Source organism: Bacteroidota bacterium, assembly GCA_016718825.1.
Classification (GTDB): domain Bacteria; phylum Bacteroidota; class Bacteroidia; order J057; family JADKCL01; genus JADKCL01.
Map to the genome: position 1 here is coordinate 316,393 of JADKCL010000002.1, position 22,383 is coordinate 338,775.

At 49.4% G+C, this 22,383-nt stretch carries 20 protein-coding genes and 1 pseudogene; 5 read left to right on the forward strand and 16 right to left on the reverse strand.

The features are described 5' to 3' along the window. Nucleotides 1-81 precede the first annotated feature (81 nt). The gene (locus IPN95_03425) at nt 82-1,062 is read right to left on the reverse strand and encodes a hypothetical protein (protein MBK9448466.1); all 981 of its coding nucleotides are present in this window, start codon (nt 1,060-1,062) and stop codon (nt 82-84) included. Between the two features lie 444 nt (nt 1,063-1,506). Here IPN95_03425 and IPN95_03430 point away from each other — a divergent pair, with 444 nt between their 5' ends. Both IPN95_03430 and IPN95_03435 read left to right on the forward strand, forming a co-directional pair. Then, a complete protein-coding gene (locus IPN95_03430) occupies nt 1,507-3,426 on the forward strand; it encodes a T9SS type A sorting domain-containing protein (GenBank protein MBK9448467.1) in 1,920 nt (639 codons plus the stop codon). A gap of 93 nt (nt 3,427-3,519) precedes the next feature. Then, nucleotides 3,520-5,373 carry a T9SS type A sorting domain-containing protein gene (locus tag IPN95_03435; protein MBK9448468.1) on the forward strand — a complete coding sequence of 618 codons (1,854 nt, stop codon included), beginning with the start codon at nt 3,520-3,522 and terminating at the stop codon, nt 5,371-5,373. 124 nt (nt 5,374-5,497) lie between these two features. On the opposite strand, the gene IPN95_03440 is transcribed toward IPN95_03435, so the two are convergent. Continuing rightward, a complete protein-coding gene (locus tag IPN95_03440) occupies nt 5,498-6,400 on the reverse strand; it encodes a sterol desaturase family protein (protein MBK9448469.1) in 903 nt (300 codons plus the stop codon). Nucleotides 6,401-6,628: 228 nt separating this feature from the next. Between IPN95_03440 and trpS the strand changes: the two genes are divergently transcribed. Both trpS and IPN95_03450 read left to right on the forward strand, forming a co-directional pair. Beyond that, nucleotides 6,629-7,648, forward strand: a complete 1,020-nt coding sequence (trpS, locus tag IPN95_03445) for a tryptophan--tRNA ligase (protein ID MBK9448470.1) — start codon at nt 6,629-6,631, stop codon at nt 7,646-7,648. Between the two features lie 11 nt (nt 7,649-7,659). Then, nucleotides 7,660-8,259, forward strand: a complete 600-nt coding sequence (locus IPN95_03450; GenBank protein MBK9448471.1) for a deoxynucleoside kinase — start codon at nt 7,660-7,662, stop codon at nt 8,257-8,259. A gap of 387 nt (nt 8,260-8,646) precedes the next feature. On the opposite strand, the gene IPN95_03455 is transcribed toward IPN95_03450, so the two are convergent. From IPN95_03455 to IPN95_03515, 13 genes and pseudogenes are all read right to left on the reverse strand, one after another. After that, nucleotides 8,647-10,119, reverse strand: a complete 1,473-nt coding sequence (locus IPN95_03455; protein ID MBK9448472.1) for a glycosyltransferase family 39 protein — start codon at nt 10,117-10,119, stop codon at nt 8,647-8,649. Then, nucleotides 10,119-11,036, reverse strand: a complete 918-nt coding sequence (locus IPN95_03460) for a bile acid:sodium symporter family protein (GenBank protein MBK9448473.1) — start codon at nt 11,034-11,036, stop codon at nt 10,119-10,121. The genes IPN95_03455 and IPN95_03460 overlap by 1 nt, the downstream gene beginning before the upstream one ends. Next, nucleotides 11,033-12,694, reverse strand: coding sequence for a glycosyltransferase family 39 protein (locus IPN95_03465; GenBank protein MBK9448474.1), 1,662 nt, complete (start codon nt 12,692-12,694; stop codon nt 11,033-11,035). Before IPN95_03465 ends, IPN95_03460 begins: the two co-directional genes overlap by 4 nt. A gap of 95 nt (nt 12,695-12,789) precedes the next feature. Next, entirely contained in the window at nt 12,790-13,275 is a 486-nt protein-coding gene (locus IPN95_03470) for an LEA type 2 family protein (GenBank protein ID MBK9448475.1), read from the reverse strand. Continuing rightward, nucleotides 13,275-14,192 carry an endonuclease/exonuclease/phosphatase family protein gene (locus tag IPN95_03475; protein ID MBK9448476.1) on the reverse strand — a complete coding sequence of 306 codons (918 nt, stop codon included), beginning with the start codon at nt 14,190-14,192 and terminating at the stop codon, nt 13,275-13,277. Before IPN95_03475 ends, IPN95_03470 begins: the two co-directional genes overlap by 1 nt. Next, nucleotides 14,189-14,341: a hypothetical protein gene (locus tag IPN95_03480; protein ID MBK9448477.1), complete on the reverse strand. Its 153-nt coding sequence runs from the start codon at nt 14,339-14,341 to the stop codon at nt 14,189-14,191. Before IPN95_03480 ends, IPN95_03475 begins: the two co-directional genes overlap by 4 nt. A gap of 66 nt (nt 14,342-14,407) precedes the next feature. Beyond that, nucleotides 14,408-14,590 carry a hypothetical protein gene (locus tag IPN95_03485; protein ID MBK9448478.1) on the reverse strand — a complete coding sequence of 61 codons (183 nt, stop codon included), beginning with the start codon at nt 14,588-14,590 and terminating at the stop codon, nt 14,408-14,410. Then, complete coding sequence (locus tag IPN95_03490; GenBank protein ID MBK9448479.1) at nt 14,587-15,033, reverse strand: SirB2 family protein; 447 nt, start codon at nt 15,031-15,033, stop codon at nt 14,587-14,589. Before IPN95_03490 ends, IPN95_03485 begins: the two co-directional genes overlap by 4 nt. A 185-nt stretch (nt 15,034-15,218) precedes the next feature. Continuing rightward, complete coding sequence (locus IPN95_03495; protein ID MBK9448480.1) at nt 15,219-16,052, reverse strand: hypothetical protein; 834 nt, start codon at nt 16,050-16,052, stop codon at nt 15,219-15,221. Between the two features lie 44 nt (nt 16,053-16,096). Beyond that, a complete protein-coding gene (locus IPN95_03500; protein MBK9448481.1) occupies nt 16,097-16,249 on the reverse strand; it encodes a hypothetical protein in 153 nt (50 codons plus the stop codon). A 149-nt stretch (nt 16,250-16,398) separates the two neighbouring features. Then, entirely contained in the window at nt 16,399-16,869 is a 471-nt protein-coding gene (locus tag IPN95_03505; GenBank protein MBK9448482.1) for a hypothetical protein, read from the reverse strand. A gap of 53 nt (nt 16,870-16,922) precedes the next feature. Beyond that, complete coding sequence (gene yidC / locus IPN95_03510) at nt 16,923-18,929, reverse strand: membrane protein insertase YidC (GenBank protein ID MBK9448483.1); 2,007 nt, start codon at nt 18,927-18,929, stop codon at nt 16,923-16,925. Nucleotides 18,930-19,020: 91 nt separating this feature from the next. Beyond that, nucleotides 19,021-20,657, reverse strand: a pseudogene (locus IPN95_03515) (CTP synthase). Nucleotides 20,658-20,998: 341 nt separating this feature from the next. Between IPN95_03515 and IPN95_03520 the strand changes: the two are divergent. Continuing rightward, nucleotides 20,999-21,511 carry a hypothetical protein gene (locus tag IPN95_03520; protein MBK9448484.1) on the forward strand — a complete coding sequence of 171 codons (513 nt, stop codon included), beginning with the start codon at nt 20,999-21,001 and terminating at the stop codon, nt 21,509-21,511. Between the two features lie 82 nt (nt 21,512-21,593). Here the strand turns inward: IPN95_03520 and IPN95_03525 are convergent, their stop codons facing one another. Then, entirely contained in the window at nt 21,594-22,262 is a 669-nt protein-coding gene (locus tag IPN95_03525; GenBank protein ID MBK9448485.1) for a hypothetical protein, read from the reverse strand. Nucleotides 22,263-22,383: the final 121 nt, after the last annotated feature.

Sequence of the window (22,383 nt, forward strand, 5' to 3'; positions counted from 1 at the left end):
ATCGATTCAAAGCGATTCGAACCCATAGAAACGAGAAAGCCTTTCCTGCGCGCGCGGGGAAGGCTTTCTCATTAGTGTCGATTACATTCCAAAATACAACAGGACTCCAAATAGCAAGGCTGCAAATATTCCGATGCCAAGGCATCCCTTTTTCGAACCTCCTGCGATATTCTTGGTCACAAGCTCAGATGGAAGGCTGATGTCAACCAGCATTTTAAGTTTGTTGACAGGAATTGCGGAGGTGCTTCCACCCGGAAGTGGCTGTGATACTGTGGTTCCATCTTGAATGATCTCACAGGATGAAACGGTTGCGGTTACCATCTCTGTCGATCCTTCACCTCCCAAAGCGTCTGACGCTCCCTTTTGAATTTGGCTGGCGATTTGGGCATTGATGATCTTCCGAATGGTCGATTTGAGCATGAAATTGACTTGGTCCTGCATGAAAAGCAGCCCAAATCCCGTGATTGGATTGCTCATGCTCAGGGAAAGGCTGCTTGTCGGCCGGATATTGACCGTACGCTCAGTGTCAATGCTCTCGGTTGGTGTGATCTCAAAGTCGTAGTCAAACTGCAGGTCACTGGCCAAAATGGTCCAGTCCGAACCTTTTGCCAATTTGCCCTCACCGTCGATGTCGATGTGTTGCCGTTTGATGGCGACGTCAATTTTGGAAATGACCAAATCCTCGTCCAAACCTTCAATATCAGCAACAAAGGGCAACACAATTTCACGCTCAAACTGATCTGCTGAAAATGTCGTTTCCCCTTCGGGAACAGAGATAACTGTAAAATTGAATTCCTCGTTGCCTGTGGAAATTATCAACAAGGGGCTGCGCCAAATAAGGTTACCGCTACCGCTGCGCACGCAAACGCGACATTTTCCTGCTGGAACCGTTGCAAAAACCAAGTTAGCGACCCCGGCCGGCTGGCTGATCCTGATGATTTCCCGGCGTTCAAAGACCGGGATGCCATTGGCGCGAAAATCTTCCTCGTAACGTTCAGCATTGTTGCCACCAAAGTAGCTTTGCCCAGCAAACGATGTATGTAAATTGATCTTGACGGCCATTTTTTTCGCTTCGCAGGTGTGAAATTTTTGTTCAAGCTACAAACGAGGGGATGATTCTGCAAGTTGATCGGAGTGCAAAAGCGCCTGATCGACATACAGATTGCCACAACCCGGCAATTGGCTGGAAGCATACTATAATTCTGGCCACGGGGTCAAGAACGGTTCAGCTACCCAATGTAGGGTTACGAATTTTAAAAAGCAGCATGGTTGCAGGCTGGTTTGTCTTTTCGATTTTCCATGTCGAGACTCGGAACTGGAATTCGTTGCGACTTCCTATCATGGGAATCCGGAGATGTGTCCGCGCGGTCACTTCCCAGGACGGGGCGCAGTCCAAATTGGTGTTGCAGAAAGCCCCTTCTCGTTCCATGGGATTGGGAACAACGGGATTGTAAAAAGTGCCACGGATTTGTGATGCTTTGACAATAAATACATATATTCATGTTTATGAAGTCATTGATTTACCCGACACTATCCGCATGGATGGTATTCTTGTTGTTGTTTTCGTCTGCCGATGCCCAAAATCAATCCCAAGTTGAAATTGACAGCATATCCTCGTGGATAGCGCGAAGGCTTTTTATTCAATCCTCCTCTGCGATGAACGGAGACGGAGCGATCGTACTCACGCCACCGGGACCTGGCAGCTGTTTTTACCAAGGGGATCATTACCAGGTGGTGATACCCACCTTTGCGACGGGTTGCGCACAAACTTTGTTGCGCAGCACGCGGGTCGACAAAGAGGACAGGGTATTTCGTTTTATGAATTGGTTTAGAACACATTACGATGCGTACACTGTCCCTACCCCAACTCCAGAGGCTTCGCATTGGTACTACAAAGTCGGGGGAAATGCCGATTTGAAGGGAAGTCAGGTAGGCTGCTCGTGGCTGGCGGATCCTGCTTATGGCGATGCTGCGCTACCGCAGTTTTGTATCCTGGCTTATGAATTCTACCAATACACCGGTGACACCACTTGGTTCTGGCAGTCTGGGGTCAAAGGGTATCTTGAACAAAATATGGACTACATCATCGATACATTGTTGCAGCCCAACGACTTGACCTGGGGACATGCGACCTATCCATTCAACTTGACGATGGACAATTGCACGGTGTTTTGGGGCTTTGATTTTCTTGGCCGAATCGAACATTTCATTTACCATGACAGGGCGCGCGCGAGCAAATACTTTGACATATCCGCTCGGGTGCGGCACGCGATCAAGACGCGACTGCTCTACACATCCACCAATTTGCCCAACACACCCGACTCAACTTATATCTGGCATGATCTCGGGACAGGCTTTGATACCCTTTTGCTGGCAACGAATTGGTACCCATTGGTGACGGCCACGATCGCACCCCAGGTAAACGGGGTTGACAATCCCTGCGATGCACTCTCAAGAAGGCAACGCGACTTGATCAACCAATATTTTGATGGCAGCCCCTATGCAAGCTGGATCCATGCGTCGCCGCAGCCTCGTCGCACAGATCTGTCTTATGCACATGCCTACGCAGGTGATACAGCGAGGGCAATTGCGCATCTAGCTGCACTCAAAGATACTTTCATGTACAATTTCCAGTACGTTTACACAGGTGCTGATGCCTACTTCCACGCATTGACCTACGAAAAGCTCCTGAAGAAGCCAGATTGCAATGTTGGCGATCTGACGTTGAGTTACTGTCAAGGCGCAGGAGCAGCAGTGAGCGAAAATTCGATTCGTTTTCTGGAAATCGGGGGACTACAGCAGGCGAGCGGGTTCACCAATGGCGTTGCGGACTTCTCCAGTGAATGTTTTGATTTTGTAAGGGATAGCACATACCAAATGGTCCTGTATCCCGGAAAATTTGCAATCACCACCCAGCAATTTGTGAAGTGGCGAATCTGGCTGGATGGCAATCAAAATGGCCAATATGAAAATCAGGAGCTGATTTTTGAGCGAACGGGCAACAATGTCGATCCGATCGAAGCAAATTTGAATATCCCGTTGAATTCCGCTTTGGGTTATGCAGGACTTCGCGTGAGCCTGAAGGCTGACACGAGCATCCTTGCAGGCCCCTGTGCCGTCGGTTTTGATGGGGATGTCGAAAATTTTTGCGTCAAGATCAAAAATGGAATCGTTGGAATGAAGGAGCCCAACCTTCTTGCCAACCTTAAATTCGGTCCCAATCCAGCGGTGTCGGAGATTCGATTTTCCAGATTGCTTGCCCCTTATTCAACTTTCCAAATTTTGGACCTGAATGGCAGGGTTTTGCAAGCAGGTGCGATTCAGGAAAATCAGATCAACCTCGCCGACATGGTGAGCGGTTTATACCTGCTGCAAGTGGTAGAAAATGGACATTCCTACAGTTTTAAGGTAAGGAAGACAGAGTAAGGCACGCCGGATTCCGTCCAATTTGACTTTCTCGCTGAAGATTGCTAAGATTGACTAGCTCAAGCTTGCATTTCCAACTTCAGTTCAATTCGAATGAAAATCCTTCCAAGTTGCGTTTTGTTTCTGCTCGCCCTTGTCCTGCCATTCTTCGTTTTTGCTCAAACCAATGTAGGCGGCACCTATTTTTCCGACCAGCATTGGCCTGCATCGGGCAGCCCCTACACCGTCACGTCTGACTTTCAGATGGCACCGGGCTTCACCCTTACCATTGATTCTTCGGTGGTGGTGAATTTCAGTGGAAATACTGAAATCTTGCTCAAAGGCGGGATTCAAGCCATTGGAACTGCGGCGCATCCGATTGTGTTCAACGGGGCAGGCGCCAAAAACGTCCTGCATTTCCTGGATGCCGACCTTTCTTATTCCCACTTGACCTTCTGCGAATTGAGTGGCGGCGGCACCAATACAATCCTGATAGAAGGAGCTTGCTCCGACATTGGCACGATCGAAAATACTGCTTTGACAGATGGCAAAATTTTCCAGAATCGTTCTATGGCAGGCACCTTCCATATCTATGGTTCACGGCTGCAAGATGTCCTCCTTGAAAGCCAAGTGGAAGGCAGCGGTACCGCCTTGCTTCAAATCGAATCGTCTTCCGTCACCGATTGTATTCTCAAGGGAATTCCAATTTCGGGTGCAGGAATTCCGTTGGAAGTGTTGTCGTCGCAGCTCCAAGGGTGTCATTTCCAGACGGCTGGCTTCAGTAGCATGCCGATCGGGCTTTCTTTCCAAAGCGATACCCTTCAAAATTGCTTTTTTCAATCGAGCTACGTCAGAGGGGTTCTCAATGGCTGCTTGATCACCGATTCTGAATTTTCCAATTTCGGGTTCACCCAACAAAACCACCTAGCCTACGACATCAGCAATTCTCATATCGTGAATACCGATTTTGTAGGCGGATCAATTTTGGGAAATCAGTGGGCCTTACTCATTGATTTCACGAATTGCCTGATCGAAAAAACGGGTTCGACGGTCATGGCATTTGACGATGTAGGCTTCACGAATTCGTCGGTATTGGGCGACGGCACGGGCACTGGAGTCCGAGCTACGTATCTGAATGCCACCCATTCACTCTTTAAGTTGCATGACGTCGGAATTCATTTCGGCCATACCTATCAGCCAACCAACCTTTCCATCGACCATTGCAATATCTGGGGAAACAACCAATACAACGCGATTTGTGACACGACCTACGGCGCGGATGCAACGGGGACTTGGTGGGGAACAAATGATTCCTTGACAATCTTCTCCAAAATCCTGGACTACTACGACAATTTGCTGCATGGCGAGATCGTCTTGGGCAATTGGCCATCCACGCCAGATACCAATGCCCCGATGAGTCCTCCCGGAGGCCTGTCAGACCTTCCAGGGAATGGATTCCATACGATTTCGTGGGATCCAAATCCCGAAACCGATCTCTTGGGGTATGGCATTTACTTCGGGACCACCGATGGCTATCGATATGCCCATTATTTTGGCGTGGGCAATGTGACCACTTACCAACTTCCGGATTCTATTTTCAACCAAGGATTTGCTGTCGTCGCCAATGATGCCCAAGCAAATGGATCCCAAGACATGCTGGAAGGTCACCAAAGTGGATTTTCGCGGTTGGCGGGTCATATTACCGGTGTGGCGGCACAATCGCCACCCTCTCACAACCTGAACCTACGGGTTTTTCCAAATCCGGCATGTCAGCAGGTAACAGTGGATTGGGAATCTCGCAATTCAGAAAAAGTCAGTCTCTTGGACCTGAATGGGCGATTGCTGCAACAATTTGAACTCACCGTTGATCACCTGCAGATTCAGCTATCGGATCTGCCTGCCGGCATGTACCTCATCAAAGTCGAAAACAGAATGCAATGTGCGAGCAAGCTCTTGGTCAAGTACTGACAGCATTTTTGGATCGATTCTCTGTCAGCTTTCTTCGAATTTGATCCAGGTACGAAAATATGCTTGGCAGATCTCAATTTTCAAGGAGCTTCGCCGGCAGACGGTGTCGAATCTCCATTTTCCTTTAGCTTCGCTGAACTTCGTTTTTCAATTCCTTCCGCATTTGCTTGGCCGTCAACGTACTTCCATCATGACTCCATCCCGGCGGCGCAAAGATGTATTTGAGCTTGGCACCCAAGGTCGGCGCCTTGGCGACGTCACGGGCGAGGTTGGCATACTCATGGGTCGCAATCACCAGCGGATTGTTGGTATGAATGTCGGTTGTGATGCCATACACCACCTTTTCCGCATCCAACTCTGGCTCAAAGGTTCCTAGAAGTCTGTCCCAGATGATCAATATTCCTGCATGATTCCGGTCCAGGTAACGCACATTCTTCGCGTGGTGCACACGGTGATGGCTTGGGGTATTGAAAATGAATTCGATGAAGGCCGGAAATTTGTGAACCACCTCGGTATGCAGAAAAAACTGATAGATGAGGCTGATCGTCATCGCAGTGATCACCATCAACGGATGGAATCCAATGAAAGGCAACCACATCCACCAGAAATATTTATGAAAGAGTTCGCCCCAACTTTGGCGAAGTGCAATGGCGAGGTTGTACTGTTGGCTCGAGTGATGGTTGACATGGGCTGCCCAAAACAGTCTGATTTCGTGGCAAGTACGGTGGTGAATGTAAAAGGTGAAGTCTTCCATGAAGAACAACAAAATCCAAGCCCACCAGACATTCGGAATGGCAAATAGCCGATGCTCATAGAGCCACATCATCGCCAAAAACGCCAATGTTTTGGTGCCCATGTTGATGATCGCGCTGCCCACGCCCATGCCCAGACTGGCCCAGGCATCCCCACTTTGGTACGGCGCAAGGTGCTCACGGCGTCGAAGCAAGATTTCGATCCCGATGGAAAGCAGGAAAACCGGGATCGCATAGCCGATCACCGGGTCTATTTCAAGCGGATTCACCTTCATTTTCCCTCCAATCAATTTTTCAGCACTAAATATACGCTGCATGCATAACAAATTCAAGCAACCTGACCGCAATCAGCAGATAGAAAGCCGCAAAGCAGCCACTTTTAAGGGTTGGCTTGCGCGAGGCAATCACCAAGGATCAGCGCTCTTTTGCCTGCCAACTTCGTTTTTACTTTTCGCTTTTCACTTGTCACTTTTCACTACATTTGCCTTCTTTCAAAAATCGCTATGGCACGGATACTGACGGGAATCCAAAGTACGGGGATTCCACATTTGGGAAACATTTTAGGGGCTATCCTACCCGGGATCAAGCTCGCCGATGATCCTCAAAACGAGGCGTTTTTCTTTATTGCTGATTTTCATTCGCTCACAACGATCCACGATCCGGAAGTTCTGAGCGAAAACACATATGCTACTGCCGCAGCATGGCTCGCCTGCGGATTCAATACCGAACGCGGCTTTTTTTACCGTCAGAGCGATATTCCCGAGGTAACGGAATTGACATGGTACCTCACCTGTTTCTTTCCGATCAGCCGGTTGCAATTGGCACATGGCTACAAAGACAAGTCTGAGCATCTCGAAGGCGTTTCTTCGGGCTTGATGTTTTACCCGATGCTCATGGCTGCCGACATTTTGATGTACGATTCCAATATCGTTCCCGTTGGCAAGGATCAATTGCAGCATCTGGAATTCACCCGCGATGTTGCCGAACGCATCAATTCGCGTTTCGGGGAGGATACTTTTGTTGTTCCGGAAGCCCGCATCGACGAAAACGTGCAGACGGTGCCGGGAATTTTCAAGGATGCCGAAGGCAACTTCATGAAAATGAGCAAAAGCTACGGCAACACGATCAACATCTTTGAAGACGACAAAAAACTCAGGAAACGGATCATGCAAATCCAAACGGATGCAACGCCGATGGAGGAAGCAAAAAATCCTGACAATTGTATCGTTTATAAATTACACAGTCTCATTGCACCTGCAGAAAAAACTGCCGAGCTGCGAGAGGCCTATCTCAAGCCTGGAATGGGCTATGGATCAGCCAAGGAACAGCTTTATTTGGCGATTTTGGAACGTTTTGGGGAGGCACGTGAAAAACACGCCTTCTACATGAACAACCGAAAAGAGGTTGATCTCAAGCTACAAGAAGGCGCAGAAAAAGCAGGAACTATTGCTTATGAAGTCCTAAGTCGCGTCAGATCTAGGTTAGGTTACAAAAAACTTGCCTATTTTGGCGGGGACATTTAATTTCACGCTCTATGCACATCGCCATCGCTGGCAACATTGGTTCTGGTAAGACCACGCTTGCTACACAACTATCTAAGTATCTGGGCTTTGAGCCGCAGTATGAGGATGCTGATAGCAACCCATATCTTTTTGACTTCTACCAAGACATGCAGCGATGGTCGTTTAATCTTCAGATTTATTTTCTGAATGCCAGGTTCAAGAAGATCATTGACATCCGGAAGGAAGGAAAAAATGTGGTGCAAGACCGTACGATTTACGAGGACGCACAAATTTTTGCTCCCAACCTGCATGCGATGGGCTTGATGGCCAAGCGCGACTACGAATCCTACAAGTCCCTGTTTGACAATCTCAACGAACTCATTCCCCCACCCGACTTGTTGATCTATCTGCGCGGATCGATTCCGACCTTGGTCGATCAAATTCAGCGCCGCGGCCGGGAATATGAAGACTCGATTCGTTTGGACTATCTGCGCCGCTTGAACGAGCGCTACGAGGCCTGGTACGAAAGCTACAACCTCGGCAAGAAAATGGAAATCGTCATCGACGAATCTGCTCAACTTTCCGGGTCTGATCATGGCCTCCCGATTTGCACTCTCAAGGTGATCATATAATGGTTCAAGCTGAGCGTTGCAAAGAGCTGCATCTAGTTTGGCTTGTTGAGCGGGGTGGCCGGGAGTGTAGGCCTTTGGCCTCCTCCCTCTAAGCCCATCACGGGACACTAGGACAGGTGGGGGCTCCAGCTTGTGCTGCTGCCGAATGGGAAACCAAAAAGCTCCCGAAATCGCAGGCCTGGACAATGGGTGAAGCCTGTTCACCTGACGCGTCGGTGGTTTTGGCTGAGTCCGACCTAAGCAAAAGTTCGCTGCAAGTTTGAAGGTCGGTTGGATCTCTCCGCTGTCAGTGGGGGGATGTGGTAAAGTCGAAACGAGTTATTCTCCGCGTCTTTAACGGTCGCAAGGGGTAAGCTTTGGATAATAAGGAGGATGCGAGGTTCTTACCTACTTCAGCTTCCAAACCCGGATTCCGTCCCATTCACCGATCAATACGTCGAGATGCGGTTGAATCACTGCATTGGTTTCATGTTCACGCGAATTGCTGTATAAGAACTTGGCGTCCTTTTGAATCCAATCTTCAAACTTCACGGGATCAAAATTGGAGACGTCGAAGGTCCAGCCAAAATGCCGCAAGTGAAACAACGAAATGTGGGGACTGAGATCATTCCCGAAGATAATCCGTGCATTTGCCGGACTCGCGTTTTTTAATACTTCGATGTTTTTCAGCAGCCCGACCGGCATGCCCTTTTCGCTCCATCTCCCGTAGGCGCGCAAGCCTGCCGTTACAGGCAAAATCGCTAAAAGTACAATTGCGAGCAGTTTCACCCATTCGGTTTTGAAGGAAGAAAAGTACCGTAATCCGATGATAATCAGGATGAAAATTCCGGGAAGGAACGGAAAAAGGTAATAATCATGGACACTGGTGATCATGTTGATCTCAAAAATGAAATAGGCACCTACGCCTAGGGCAAGCAGCCCAAAGGGAAATGCCAAGGGATGACGGTAGAGCCGTCGTTTGTAAATTTGAACCATCCCGACCAGCAGAAAGGGAACCGCCGCATAATTGACCAGCAATTCCGGGAGAATGGAAAGGATATTCTTACCGATGGACTTCACAATCAAGGGAATGTCTTCTGCCGTCGAATCCAGAATCCCTTTGACGACGCCATTTCCTGTCCATTGTGGAATCACCCAGGCATACCAGTAAAGGGCTGGCGCCAGTAAAATTGCGCCAGCGATGGTCAATAACGCCACTTTGACAATGTTCCTTGCGCGCTCCCGGTACAACGCCGCCAACAATCCTCCGAAAGGCAAGGCCGAGAAGACCACAAAGGGTAATTTGGTCGCCGTCGCCAAGGAAATGAAGGCGAAGCTGAGCAACAAGGCCCAAGCTTTGGAATGGTTGTGCCATTCGAGATACCAAACGACGCCCCAAACCGCAGCCATCAAGGAGAGATTGTCTGGCAGCGGATTGATGGAATAGTAGAAAATCACCGGGGAAAACATCCAGCACCAAGCTCCTGCCAAGGCAAGAAATTTGTCCTTGAATAGGCTGAAAATCAGCTTATAAAATCCGATAACGGTCAAGAACCCGATCAGCCAGCTGAAAATCCGCATTACCCAGACATGGTCCCCAAACACGCGGATAGCCATTCCAATTGCCCATTGCATCACCGGGAATTCCATTCGCTTGAGCCCTCCCTCCCATTCCAGGCTGTAAACATGCGGGTTCAGAATATTGGCATCACCCTCTGCGAACTGCACAATGTTACTTGCCGTTTCGCATTGCCGCCAAGCATGAATGCCCTGAAGTGGCAGGTCAAAAAGAAAAGAATGCATGGCAAGGCTCAGCAAGGGAAATGCAAGCCAGAGGATCCATCGCTGATGCTTCAGGCAATATGTTTTCAACCGCTCCATCAATGCCCGTGACCTTTGATTCCAAACATTTCCTTGATGCTCAGCGTCTTTCCAGCGACAATGATTCCAAAAAGAACCGCGGTGAAGAAGCTGAAAAGGGCGAATGTCGAAGCCGGAACCGCCAGCGTCGGATTGTTCAGCATCATCGAACTCGTCGCAACGGCAATCGCCAATCCGCTGTTGTGAAGCCCCACTTCAAGTCCGAGGGTTATCTGTGCAGGTTTCCCCAATCGGAGGATGCCCGCCGTAGCCCAACCGGAAAACATCGCCAGGATGTTCAATCCCAATGCCCATGGAAAAACCTCCAACAATTCGGAGGCTTCCACCTTGACGTCCTTTTTCTCTACAAAAATTGCTGCAATCATGGCGATGGCCAGCAATATCGGCATTCCCAGTTTGAAATACCGCTGCATTCCGTCGGTCGTTTTGGGCCAAGCTTGCTTCATCCATATCCCGATGATCACCGGGATCACCGTGATCAATAGAATCTGAATCACCGTATCCCAGACCGGTAAGACGAGGGCCGAATTGGTCCCCATGAAGATGTCAAGCGCCAAATTAACGACCAAAGGAATGGTGAAGATCGTGATCAGGCTGTTCACCGCAGTAAAAGAAACAGACAATGCTACGCTTCCTTTGAGCATGTAACTCAGCAGATTGGCGATGGCTCCCCCCGGACATGCCGCGACAAGTACCAATCCGACTTGATGCTCGGGACGCAAACCGCTTACCGCGGCAATGGCAATCGCAATCATCGGCAACAAGACCAATTGACAAACCAATCCGGCAATGACACCGGCGGGCTTGACCAAGATGTTCCGGAAATCTGCGAACGTCAAGGACGTTCCCATGCCAAACATGATCACGCCCAATACGATCGGCAGCAGATAGGTGGAGAAGAAATGCGTTTCGATCATGGCTTTGCGGGGACTTCCCGTTTGTAAAAGACGAATCCGTTTTTGGTCTCAAATCGTTTGAAAAAACCAAACCATCCTTCAAATTCTGCGGTTGCCTTGTCGATGCGGGTTACGAGGTAGACCGGCTTGTCGATTGGACCTCCTGCAAGCCATTTCCCCAGCGAATCCGGTGGAATCGTCGTTGGCTTGGCCTTTCCATAGAAGTAGTGGGCGTAGGATTTGTATCCTTCGACCATGATATAGGCATCCTCCTGAGCCTTTTCCTCAAAAAACCGGATGGCAGTATTCTGCGAATAATCTGCAATACGCGGCAGTACCAAGGCATTCAATCCGTTCATAAACAACGGAATACCAATCATGAAGGTGACAAAAAAGGCGCGATAACGTGACTTGAACAGAAAGTAAAACCCAATGATGCCAGTCAGCACAAAAATCAGGCCCGGCAGAAACTCCCATCCGGTCCACAGGACCTCGGCACCGAGTGCGGCCTCCATGAAGGTATTCGTGGCATGCGCCCGAAGCCAGTCGATGTTCCCGACAATCAAGCCAATACTCAGTGTGGCCACACCAAACACCACGAATCCAAGCAAATAGATCGCGGTGGTATCCCAACGTAGCCTTCGCGCTTCGCTCCACAGCCGGTCCACATAATAGGCCGCCAAAAAGGTGCCCGGGAAATACAGCATGCTGGAATAATGCACGATTTTGGTTCGTACGATCGTGAACAGAACTAGAATTACCCAAAACCATACGGTCATCATATTCCGCATTAACCGATCGCCGCCTTCCAGATTTTTCATTCCCATTCCACGGAATGCAAAGGCCGACATCGGAAAACATCCCACGAGAAAGACGAGAAAATGATAGAAAAACGGTTGTTCGTGGCCCGCAACTGCTTGCGAAAACAATTCGGCTTGGTACACAATGAATTTGCGCACGGTCTCCAAGCCATCCTCGGAAAAAAGGACAATGCTGCCAAACCAGCTCAGGATGACCAACAGATAGATGCCTGTAAACTTCAGCAAGGCCATCCATGCGATATTCTTGCGGTCCCAGATCAGCTTCCAAGTAAAATAAACCAATATCGTTACGAGCAAGGCTACAGGCCCTTTGGTCAAGGTTGCCAGTCCGATCCAGAATCCAGCCCAGAGCGGTGCCGTTGCAGGCTTCTCCCCGACCGATGCGCGTTCAAAATGAACGATTTGCATCAAGCCCAAGAATATCAACAAATTGAACATCGGGTCGATGATTCCCGATTTGAAATAGAGAAACGGCAGCAGGCTGATGAAGTAGAAGGCTGTGGCAATCAGGCCGAACCTCCGTCCGCGAAGGCGGCTGCCTTGCGCATACAGACACATCAAAGTGATGGCACCCACGACGACATTCGGGAAACGGGCAGCGAAGGCATTGACGCCAAAGACCTTCATCGATAGGACCTGCATCCAGATGAACAATGGCGGTTTTTCCCAGAAGGGCTCGAAATTGATCTGAACTTGGAAATAGTTGCCGGTGACCAGCATTTCACGGGCCGATTCAGCAAAATTGATTTCGTCCCAGTCAAAAAGTGGGGCCGCATTCAAAAAAGGCAGGAAGCAGACCAAAGCCAAGCCACCAATGATCAGCAAATCTCGAATCGAAACCGTGGGGCTAGCTTTCATCAGGCCCAAATTTGCGGATTCCTGAGGGAATTTGGAAATGTCAAGTAACAGAAGGTCCTTCAAATTCCAGTGCCAGGAATCCGAATACTGACTTTCTACCAATCATTCAATTCGAAGCGCTTCTCAAAGGTCACCGGCACCTGTTTCCGGATGCCATGCGCCTGCGCCAGCACGGTACCCTGCACGCGTACCAATGTAGAGGTTTCGCCTTTTACGACACGCGATAGCGCCCCAAATATGCCACTGATCACTTGTTTGGCACTTGTCTGCACATCAAAAAAGATCGTTGTGGTGCTGGACTTGACCAAAACCTGTTTGCCTCGATTGTGCGCCTCCCCTAGCTTGCTACCGTTCATGTACAGCTCGAGGTCATACGCCAACATCTTCAGCTTGAAAGGATTCGGATTGTGAAGGTCCAGCCCAAGCGAAAATGTCTGCCCGTTTTCTTCGGATCTCCCATTCACGCTGAACTTGGAAATCCCTTGAAAAGTAGGTTCCTGAGGAATTTTGCAGCCGGCCGTTACCAAAGTGAGCAGGAAAAACAGGCTCAGCAGCAGCAATTGACTGGGTTTCAATGCCATCAATATTCGAGGGTAATGTAAACCGGAAAGTGATCAGAGAAGCCATCTTCCACATAGCGCTTGCCGATAAACGTACGTTTCGGGGCGTCTTTCCAGTCGCCTTCGTCCGTTTGGCGCATCCACTCGGGATTGTAAATATTGGCGGATCCTTTTTGGTAATGCACCAACGACTTGTTGGTAATCATCGCCGTGCTGACGATCATTTGATCAAAGAGATTCCATCCACCCTTGAATTTGAGTGTCCCACGACCTTCAGCCTTGATTGGCGCCATGCAGTTGTAGAGGAAGGTTGCGCAGGCTTCAATCGAATCCCGGCCTGCCCGCAGCGTTTTGTTCATGCTCATGTCTGCCGGCTCGTCGTTAAAATCGCCCATCATGACCAGATTGGCCAAGGGGTCGAGATTGAAAATCGAGTCTACAACCGTGCGCAAAGTCTGGGCAGCGCGTTCGCGTTTCCAGGAAGATTCCTTATCCCCGTCCCGACGCGATGGCCAATGGTTGACGATGAATGTCACGTCATGCTTTTTGTCCAAAATGCCTTTCACCAACAGGATATCGCGGGTTGCAAGGTCCTTGTTCTCAGGAAAAAGTACCGGATAGGCCTTCGAATACAACGGTACAAAACGCTTCGTCTTGTAAATCAATGCACAATCGATGCCGCGCTGATCTGGCGAATTGGTGTGAACGATACCATAGCCCTTCTTTTTGAGGGCAGCCGTTGCAGCAAGATCTTCGAGCACTTTACGGTTTTCGACTTCGCACATACCGAGGACATCAGGCCCATCGGGATTTCCAAGCTGGGAAATGGCCTTGGCCATGTTGCCAAGCTTCTTCTTATACCGTTCATTGGTCCACTGATTGGTTTCCGGCAGGCAGGAATTCTTCGTCGTTGATGGCAGGATCGTCTTCGGTGTCAAGAGTTTTCCATGTTGTAAAACGCCACGGTCAGCGTCTTCATTTTGTCTGGAGGCGAAGCGGGCTTGGGTTTCCCTTCAGGCCCACTTGCATTCAATCCCAACGAAAACATGCCGAAGGCGGCCAACAGGAAGTATTTGGAAATTTTCATCTTCGTATTCTATTCACGAGCTTAAGAACAAAGTCCGTACCGAATCCGATTATTTGCGCAAGTATTTCACATATTCCTTGACTTGCTCGACCTGCGCATCGTTGAGATCAGGGTGACCGGCATCATGCCTTTGCCATTCTTAATGATCGAGAGGATGTCTGCATCAACCAATACCGAGACTTGGAGGTTTTTGGCCCTTGGATTCCAGCAGCGCCGTCGCTGCCATGGCAGAGTACGCAGTATTTTCATACAGCGGTTGACCAGCTTTCACTTTTCCATGTCCACACCCGCCTTTCCGTGTCAATTGCTTTCGTGGCCACACTACGAAGTGCTTCTGGCTTTGCATAGGCCAAAGCCATACAGCCGGCCAAAACCACAAAGGCAAAACCCGTAAGCGCTACGCTGTTGCGCTTGCTGCCTACCACGCCCAGCGGAATCGAAGCCAATACCAAGGCAAATTTTACCCAGACGTACGGTTGAATCCCATCTACGCCCTGTGCCTGCCTGACCATCAGGAAAATGCCAGTGCCCAACATCAAGGTGGCCAGTACGATATGCGGAATGCGCATTGCTTTGGTGTACTTTGCCAAGGCCTCTTTGCTTGCCGCAGCCATCAAAACTACCCGAATGAGCAGCTGCAAGAGGTAAAGCGAAACTACGAGGGTATGCGAGTGCAGAATTCCTGTATCCATGAAAATGCTGTTTTTTGTGCTTTGAACAGCGCAAAGTTAGCGGAAAATTCGGCATGTCCGTCGTCGAATTGGCAGTCTGTGCAATCTCCCAATCCAAATAGCAGATCGCAAGAAAGCGGATAAATCCCGCCTTGAGGGAGGATTTATCCGCTTTCTTTCATTGCGAAGAGACGCCAATTAAGCGATCAAGGCAGGGTCAGCACCGTCGAATACGTGCCCACGGTAAGGATTGCTTGATTGTCGCAACCCGTATTGCCATAGTCGATCGTGCGTTTTTCACGGCCTTGGGGCGTGACACTCCAAACACCACCCACAACGTGCTGACAAGAAAGCTCAACGCGCAGAGGTTGCTCCACCTGCGACACAAACGTCAAGCCGTTACGGGCGGTTCCCGTGGCGGACCCGGTCACCTCATACACATAATTACTCGCGTTGAAGCTCCCTTCACCTTCGATCCAGGTTGTGGTGCGCGTTCCTTGCCAGCGGATCGTGCCTTGCGTCGGATGCGTAAGCACGGCATTGGAAACGTCGGTCCAACTCAATTTGTTATTGGCATCACGGCCATTGACCGTTGTGGTGGCAGTGAACGAGAATCCATAACCCGCTACCGTGTAGCATTGTGGCGTAATCACGACCGTGCTCCCTGCATCTTTCCATTTTCCGTTGAAGGAGGCGTGCAACATGCCTGTGCGCAACCGCCCATCGAGACAGTTGCTGCCTGTTCCAAAATCAATGGTTAATTCGGCGGTGGTGGGGCTCGTAATCGTCACCGAGGCCACCGATGTAGGACAGAAAACGCCATCCGTTCCAGTGGTCTTCCGTAAATCGTGCTGTCCACGGGTAGTGCCTTCCGTGTCGACCAAATTCCGGATCGCGTTAAATTCACTGTCCGCGAAATTGTTGTCAATCGTGGAAGTGAGCTCACCATCCCATTGTTGGCGCTCACGGTTACAGGATGCAAATACCAATACGAAGGCAAATGCAATCGCGAGGCTGTAAAAGTTGATTTTCAATTTCATGGCAATCTTTTTTCGAATCAGATGGCAAAAACCGATCCAAAAGATCAGAAACCTGTCCGCTTTTTTTGTTGCTCCCGCATGTAGGAACCATGTTGCGGGTGGTTGCAGTTTTTGCGCGGATCCCCGGCGCAGGAGGAGACTATGCCCAGCAGCATCGACGCGGTGAGCAGCAGCAAAATGTTTCGTTTCCAATTCATAGGCTCAAATTACGGAAAAACCGAGAAATGAGAAATGAGAAATGAGAAACGAAGTTCAGCGAAGTCAATTGCGAAGCAATTGGTCAAGTGAAAAAATGAGAAATGCCCCGAAGGTCCATTTCTCATTTCTGATTTAATTCTTAATCTGACTATTCCGCTTTATTCCAGCCCTCGGTGCCGATCAAGGCTTCGAGTTTGGCTTCCAGCTCTTTCAATTCCTTTGGTGCATTGCGGATGTCGTTGACGCGTTTGGTTTTTCCATCGATCGTCACAATCGTCACAACACCAGGAATGTCGGCAACTTCACCGCCGTATTCTTCTTCAAAGTCCCAAAAATGGGCATCGATGATCGATTGGCTCAATGCCTCAACAGTTTTGGCGTCCAGTGTTTTCTTGTAGTTTCCCATCATCTCCACTGCACGACGACCGTTGTAGGTCGCATTGCCTTTGGCATCCACCGTGATGTTGTAAGCAGGGCAGTTGCCACGGCAACCTGTATGCTGTATCTCCAGGGAAAAATCGCTAGCCACCTTGGGGCTTCCGCCAGTCTTGGTTTTGCAGGCTGCCATGAGCATCATGCAAATCGCCAGCAGAAAAAACGTTTTCGAAATAGCTTTCATCGGATTTCAGAGGGTTTTTTATGCGATTAGGGGTACAAATCCCCTGCCAAGTTTTAACGGCGCTTTTTGGGCGGAGTCGTCTTGGCACCTTGTGATTTACCTTCGCCACGACCTTCGGCACGTGAAGCTGCAATGTCACGCTGCTTTTCCTGTTGCTTAGCGGCCCAACGTTCCAACGTTCCCTTTTTCTTGTTGGGATCGGCTTCAATTTTCTTGGCCTTTTCGCGCAAACTGTCCATCAGTTTCTCGTCACTCACAAAATACTTTGTGATGATCGTCTGACTGATCGAGATCAAGTTGGAAAGGAAATAGTACCAGCTCAAACCGGCTGAATAGCGGTTCAAAAAGGCCAAAAGGAAGATCGGCATGATGTAGGGAAACCATTTCATCACTGGATTGGCCGTCTGTTGCGGCTGCATCCGTTGGTTGATGATCGTGTATCCAAAGATGGAGGCCGTCATGAGGAGTGTAAACAAGCTCACGTGATCGCCATACATCGGGATATTGAATCCCAGGTCCCAAATTGAATCGTAGGTGGAAAGGTCAGGCGCCCAAAGGAAGGACTGTTGACGCAACTCAATCGCATTCGGGAAAAAGAAGAAGAGTGCGATCAAAAACGGATACTGTACCAGCATCGGCCAACAGCCCCCAAACATACTTACGCCATACTTTCGATAGATGGCCATTTTGGCCTGCTGAAGCTTGGTTGGATCATCCTTGAATTTCAAGTCCAATTCCTTGACTTCGGGCGTGTTGTTGACAACGCGCATTTTGGCCGTGGAAATGTAGGTGCGATACGTCAAAGGATAGATCAATGTCTTGATGATCAGACCCAAGAGCAAAATGATCAACCCGTAGCTGCCGATAAAGCCTTCCAGAAAGTTGAAGATCGGAATCGTCAGCCAGCGGTTCACATACTGAAGCGGACCCCAGCCGAGGGCAATCTGCTTGATCATGTCCCGGTCATAGGTCTTCAAGATCTTGAAGTCCAGCGGGCCGGCATAGAATTGAAAGTTGACGGAACCATTGGGGATTGTGGCAATCGGAATGTCAAATTGGGCATTCATCAATTTGACAACGTCACCGGAATTTTCATTGGCTGGATCTGGCGGAATAGGATTGGCATGGAATACCTTGGCATTGTCCAAGCTTCCTCCATCCTTTTCTGTCATCAGCGTATGCGTAAAAAACTGACTGTGGAATGCGATCCAGTCCACGCGGTTCTCAGCCTCAACAGGTGCTTCGGGCTGCGAAGTGGCACCTAGATCCTCCACGGATCCCGATTCGCGGTAAAACAGGGAGGTTTTCTCGCGCATCAACTCCATGGTCTTTTCAGTCTTAGGAATTTCTGCCTGCCAGTTGACCGACATTTGCTTTTTCTGGGCAATCGTTTCCATGCCCGACTGCTTGATTCTCAAGCCATAGTCGTAGGCATTCCCTTTAAAAACGTAAACGTATTCAATGAAATGTGTCTCATCGACGGCAGCCCTGAACGAGATCGAATCCTTGCTGTCACCCGTCACGACCAGCTTCGTTGTGGTCGATGTCGGTGTGAAATAAAGGTCACTCGTCGACACATTGGGGTATTTTACATTCGCAGCCTGCATGAAATTCACGGAGAGCCCGTTAAATTCCCTGTCGGTTTGAATGGGAAGAATCATGCTGTCAGCAGTTTGGAATTCCTTGAGTTGCAAGGCGCCAATGCGACCACCCTTGGTGTGAATTCCGATTTTGTACTTGTCGGTCTCGACCTCAAATACTTTGTCCTCGCCTTCATACAGATTGGCAAATACGCCGTGTTCACGTGATTTTTCAGTTGCAATGGCAGCGTCTTTGGCGCTGTCGCTCAATGCATTGAATGCTGCAGTGTCCATACCCATGGGTACTGCAGCGACAGTTCCGGCGGCAGTGTCTGCCGAACTTGCACCCGTTGCTGACGTTTCCGTAGGAGATTTTGGCTGTGGAAGCGGCTTCTGCTCGCCGTCGGAGCTAAAAAAGAAGGTCCAAGTGAGCACGATGCCCGCGATCAGTATCAGACCAATGATGGTGTTCCTATCCATTTATTTGGATTGAGCAATGATATCTTTGAAAATAGGAGGCAAAAATAGTTCAATTTTCGGAATTGCAAATGCGCGAAATTCAGGATCCGATTCAATCCGCGGAGCTTTCGAGCGGCTTCATCCGAGTTTTGTAGGCAAGTGCCGCCTTGATAAACGAAACAAACAACGGATGCGGATTTTCCACCGTCGACTTGAGTTCAGGGTGGAATTGCACGGCCACATAATAAGGATGTGATGCGAGCTCCACGATCTCCACGAGCCCAGTCTTGGGATTGGTGCCCGCGACACGGATTCCCGCAGCTTCGTATTGCTTCAGGTAGCTATTGTTGAATTCATACCGGTGGCGATGGCGCTCGACGATCAACGGCTTTTTATAGGCCTTGATTGCCAAACTGTCTTTCGTCAGTTCGCATTCAGGGAACCCAAACGCATCGTCCCTCCCATTTGTTGGACCTTTTCTGCGCCTCCATCAGATAGATCACCGGATTGGCGCATTTGGGTTTGACTTCGGAAGTGTGGCAATCCTTCAAATGGAGGACATTCCTGCCAAACTCAATGACCGCGACTTGCATTCCAAGGCAAATCCCGAAAAAGGGCACTTTATTTTCCTGGCGAATTTAACGGCTTCGATTTTACCTTCTATTCCGCGTTCGCCAAAACCTGGGGCGACCAGGATGCCGACCAACTTCTTGAGCATTCTTGCGGCATTGGTTTCATTGATGTCTTCGGAATGGATCCATTTGACATTCACTTTAACCTCATTTTCAGCACCACCATGCACAAAAGCCTCGGCGATCGACTTGTAGGCGTCCTTCAATTCCACATATTTCCCGATCAAGCCAATGTTGACTTCGTCGATCGGATTTTTGAGCCTTCCGACGAATGCCTTCCACTTCTCGAGTTCGGGGTAGGTTCCGGGTTTGAGCTTGAGCCGCTTCAAAACCACTTCATCAATTTCTCTTTGCGCATGAGCAGCGGGACCTCGTAGATGGTCTCTGCGTCCATGCTTTCAATCACCCCATTTTGCGGGATGTTGCAAAAGAGGGCGATTTTGGCTCGCAGTTCGCGGCTGAGTTTGTGTTCTTTCTACACACAAGCACGTCAGGCTGTACCCCGACTCAAGCAGCATCTTGACGCTGTGTTGGGTCGGCTTGGTTTTCAATTCGCCCGCAGCGCTCAAATAGGAATCAGCGTGAGATGGATCACCATGCTGTCACTATTTTTCATGTCATAGCGCATCTGCCGCACCGCCTCTATATAAGGCAGGCTTTCAATGTCGCCGACGGTTCCGCCAATCTCGGTGATGACGACATCAAAATTGCCCGTTTCGCCCAAAAGGCGCATCCGGCGTTTGATTTCATCTGTGATATGCGGAATCACCTGCACGGTTTTACCGTGGTACTCCCCCATTCGCTCCCTTTTGATCACCGTTTCATAAATGCGGCCGGTGGTCACGTTGTTGCTTTGCGAGGTGGGCGTATTGAGGAATCGCTCATAGTGCCCGAGGTCCAGATCGGTTTCTGCCCCGTCATCGGTCACATAAACCTCGCCATGCTCATAAGGATTGAGCGTGCCCGGATCAATGTTGATGTAGGGATCAAACTTCTGAATGGTGACCGAGTAGCCGCGCTCTTGCAGCAATTTGGCCAATGAAGCTGAAATAATCCCCTTTCCAAGGGACGATGTCACACCGCCTGTGACGAAAATATACTTTGTCAATTTACCCATTGAAAGGAGTGTACTTATGGACTTCAAAGTTAGGTGATGCCCCCGAAAGTCTTGAAAAAATTCGAAAAAGATTTGCACAGGCCCGAAAATGCGGGTTTCATGCATGAGCAGGCCCCTCCAATTGATGTCATGTATTGGCAGGACATGTCGTGGTTTATCTTTCGCGGCAGTAAATTTATTTTCACCTCTCCCATACGGCTGAGGTTCATAGTCAGTGCCAAAAGAGGCCCAATTGCATGCAAAATGGCGCTTGCCCTAACGCATACGTTGAGAATGGGGATATTCCCTTTGAGGGATATTTCGAAAGTCGTAATTTAGTGTTGTACCTAAATCGTTTGTCTATGAAAAAGTTCTTCACCATCCTTGCGGCATTTATGCCGCTCACCACCCTCATTGCTCAAACGTTTTTGAACCAGGAATTCGGAACAAGCGCCGAAACGGTCGCTGAGTTCCTGAAAACCAAGCACTTGGTACACGCCACAGTGTTGGATGAAAACACGATCGTGGCGTCCACCGAAACCTACACGGTCACGTACCGCTTTGATGAAGACGGATTGTACAAGATCGAAACGCTGAGCGATTTCAGCAATCGCAACGACGCAACCAAGAAGGCCATTGATTTCAAAGCGCAGTATCTTCAAGAGACTGCCGAGATCCTGGACCTGAGCTCTGGCAACGAAATGGCACGTTTTGCAGCCTTGAAAGGCAGGGAGTTGCACGAAGTCAGCACCCACGCCCTTGGCAAAAACGGCGCCCAAATCAGGATTGTCGCCTTGGATCTAGACCGCGCCCCCGGCGTGGCGATGAACGAGTTGCGCCAAGACAATATCCTTTTCTCAATGACAAACCGCTGATGCAAATATGAAGCTGTCTAAATGTTGATCGATGTTGAAGCGAGGCCCGGATTGGGCCTCGCGGTTTTTTATGGACCTCAAATTAGCGCTCAAAGTCCTCCTTGTCGTGAATGGTCAGCTTGAAGATGTATTCATCGCCTCCATAGCCCTTGACTTCTTTTTGCATCGGCGGAGTTTCATCAAAGTCATAAATTTGGGAGGTAGTGGTTGTTGAGAACCGAAGCAATCCAGGCTTATCCAACACGACAAAGAGCAAATCGTTGAGATTAATATCTCGGAGGTCCTTCGTATAAACGATCTCTTGTGCAGAGAGAACCTTGTCACCTCCGAGGAGACCGATGTACATTCCTTCGCTAGCCTCCATGTCAAAGACCATCGAATCACCTAGTAACCCGCGTGCGGCGTAGCGATCCGAAGGATTCCTGAATGTGATGTGTTCCCAAGAGCCTGCCCCAACGGTGAAGCTTTTCCCGTCAAGCTCCAGGCGCCCTTCCTGATTGGAACGGTTCACGACATAAACTTCACTCCGCCAAGGATCAGTTGTGAAAAAGAGATAGATCGCGAGGATGGTCAAAATGACTCCGGTAGGTGCCAATAGCGCGGTTGCCAATCGATTCCCCTTTTCAAAAATCCCGCCTTGATTGACTTTGACAACAAGCCACCAAAAAAGCAACAGCCCTGGTCCGCCGATGAAGCCAACCCATTCCATTGTCCAAATCCAGTCGAGGCTTACGAATGTGAATGTTGTCATTGTTGCGCTTTTTTGTTGATTGTGCGTTCTGTTGGCCTTTTGGCTAGCAGTAGGAATGCAAAATAAACAAATTCAATCTATTGGATAAGTGTTGGTTATATTGATATCAAAAAAAGCCTTC

Bases quoted from the DNA above. Each gene is read 5' to 3' on its own strand.
- IPN95_03505 (MBK9448482.1), bottom strand. From the start codon at position 16,869: ATGAAAGCTATTTCGAAAACGTTTTTTCTGCTGGCGATTTGCATGATG.
- IPN95_03520 (MBK9448484.1), top strand. From the start codon at position 20,999: ATGAAAAAGTTCTTCACCATCCTTGCGGCATTTATGCCGCTCACCACC.
- IPN95_03525 (MBK9448485.1), bottom strand. From the start codon at position 22,262: ATGACAACATTCACATTCGTAAGCCTCGACTGGATTTGGACAATGGAA.
- yidC (MBK9448483.1), bottom strand. From the start codon at position 18,929: ATGGATAGGAACACCATCATTGGTCTGATACTGATCGCGGGCATCGTG.
- IPN95_03450 (MBK9448471.1), top strand. From the start codon at position 7,660: ATGCACATCGCCATCGCTGGCAACATTGGTTCTGGTAAGACCACGCTT.
- IPN95_03440 (MBK9448469.1), bottom strand. From the start codon at position 6,400: ATGAAGGTGAATCCGCTTGAAATAGACCCGGTGATCGGCTATGCGATC.
- IPN95_03480 (MBK9448477.1), bottom strand. From the start codon at position 14,341: ATGAAAATTTCCAAATACTTCCTGTTGGCCGCCTTCGGCATGTTTTCG.
- IPN95_03460 (MBK9448473.1), bottom strand. From the start codon at position 11,036: ATGATCGAAACGCATTTCTTCTCCACCTATCTGCTGCCGATCGTATTG.
- IPN95_03490 (MBK9448479.1), bottom strand. From the start codon at position 15,033: ATGGATACAGGAATTCTGCACTCGCATACCCTCGTAGTTTCGCTTTAC.
- IPN95_03455 (MBK9448472.1), bottom strand. From the start codon at position 10,119: ATGGAGCGGTTGAAAACATATTGCCTGAAGCATCAGCGATGGATCCTC.
- IPN95_03430 (MBK9448467.1), top strand. From the start codon at position 1,507: ATGAAGTCATTGATTTACCCGACACTATCCGCATGGATGGTATTCTTG.
- IPN95_03500 (MBK9448481.1), bottom strand. From the start codon at position 16,249: ATGAATTGGAAACGAAACATTTTGCTGCTGCTCACCGCGTCGATGCTG.
- IPN95_03485 (MBK9448478.1), bottom strand. From the start codon at position 14,590: ATGAAAATACTGCGTACTCTGCCATGGCAGCGACGGCGCTGCTGGAAT.
- IPN95_03470 (MBK9448475.1), bottom strand. From the start codon at position 13,275: ATGGCATTGAAACCCAGTCAATTGCTGCTGCTGAGCCTGTTTTTCCTG.
- IPN95_03435 (MBK9448468.1), top strand. From the start codon at position 3,520: ATGAAAATCCTTCCAAGTTGCGTTTTGTTTCTGCTCGCCCTTGTCCTG.
- IPN95_03495 (MBK9448480.1), bottom strand. From the start codon at position 16,052: ATGAAATTGAAAATCAACTTTTACAGCCTCGCGATTGCATTTGCCTTC.
- IPN95_03465 (MBK9448474.1), bottom strand. From the start codon at position 12,694: ATGAAAGCTAGCCCCACGGTTTCGATTCGAGATTTGCTGATCATTGGT.
- IPN95_03425 (MBK9448466.1), bottom strand. From the start codon at position 1,062: ATGGCCGTCAAGATCAATTTACATACATCGTTTGCTGGGCAAAGCTAC.
- trpS (MBK9448470.1), top strand. From the start codon at position 6,629: ATGGCACGGATACTGACGGGAATCCAAAGTACGGGGATTCCACATTTG.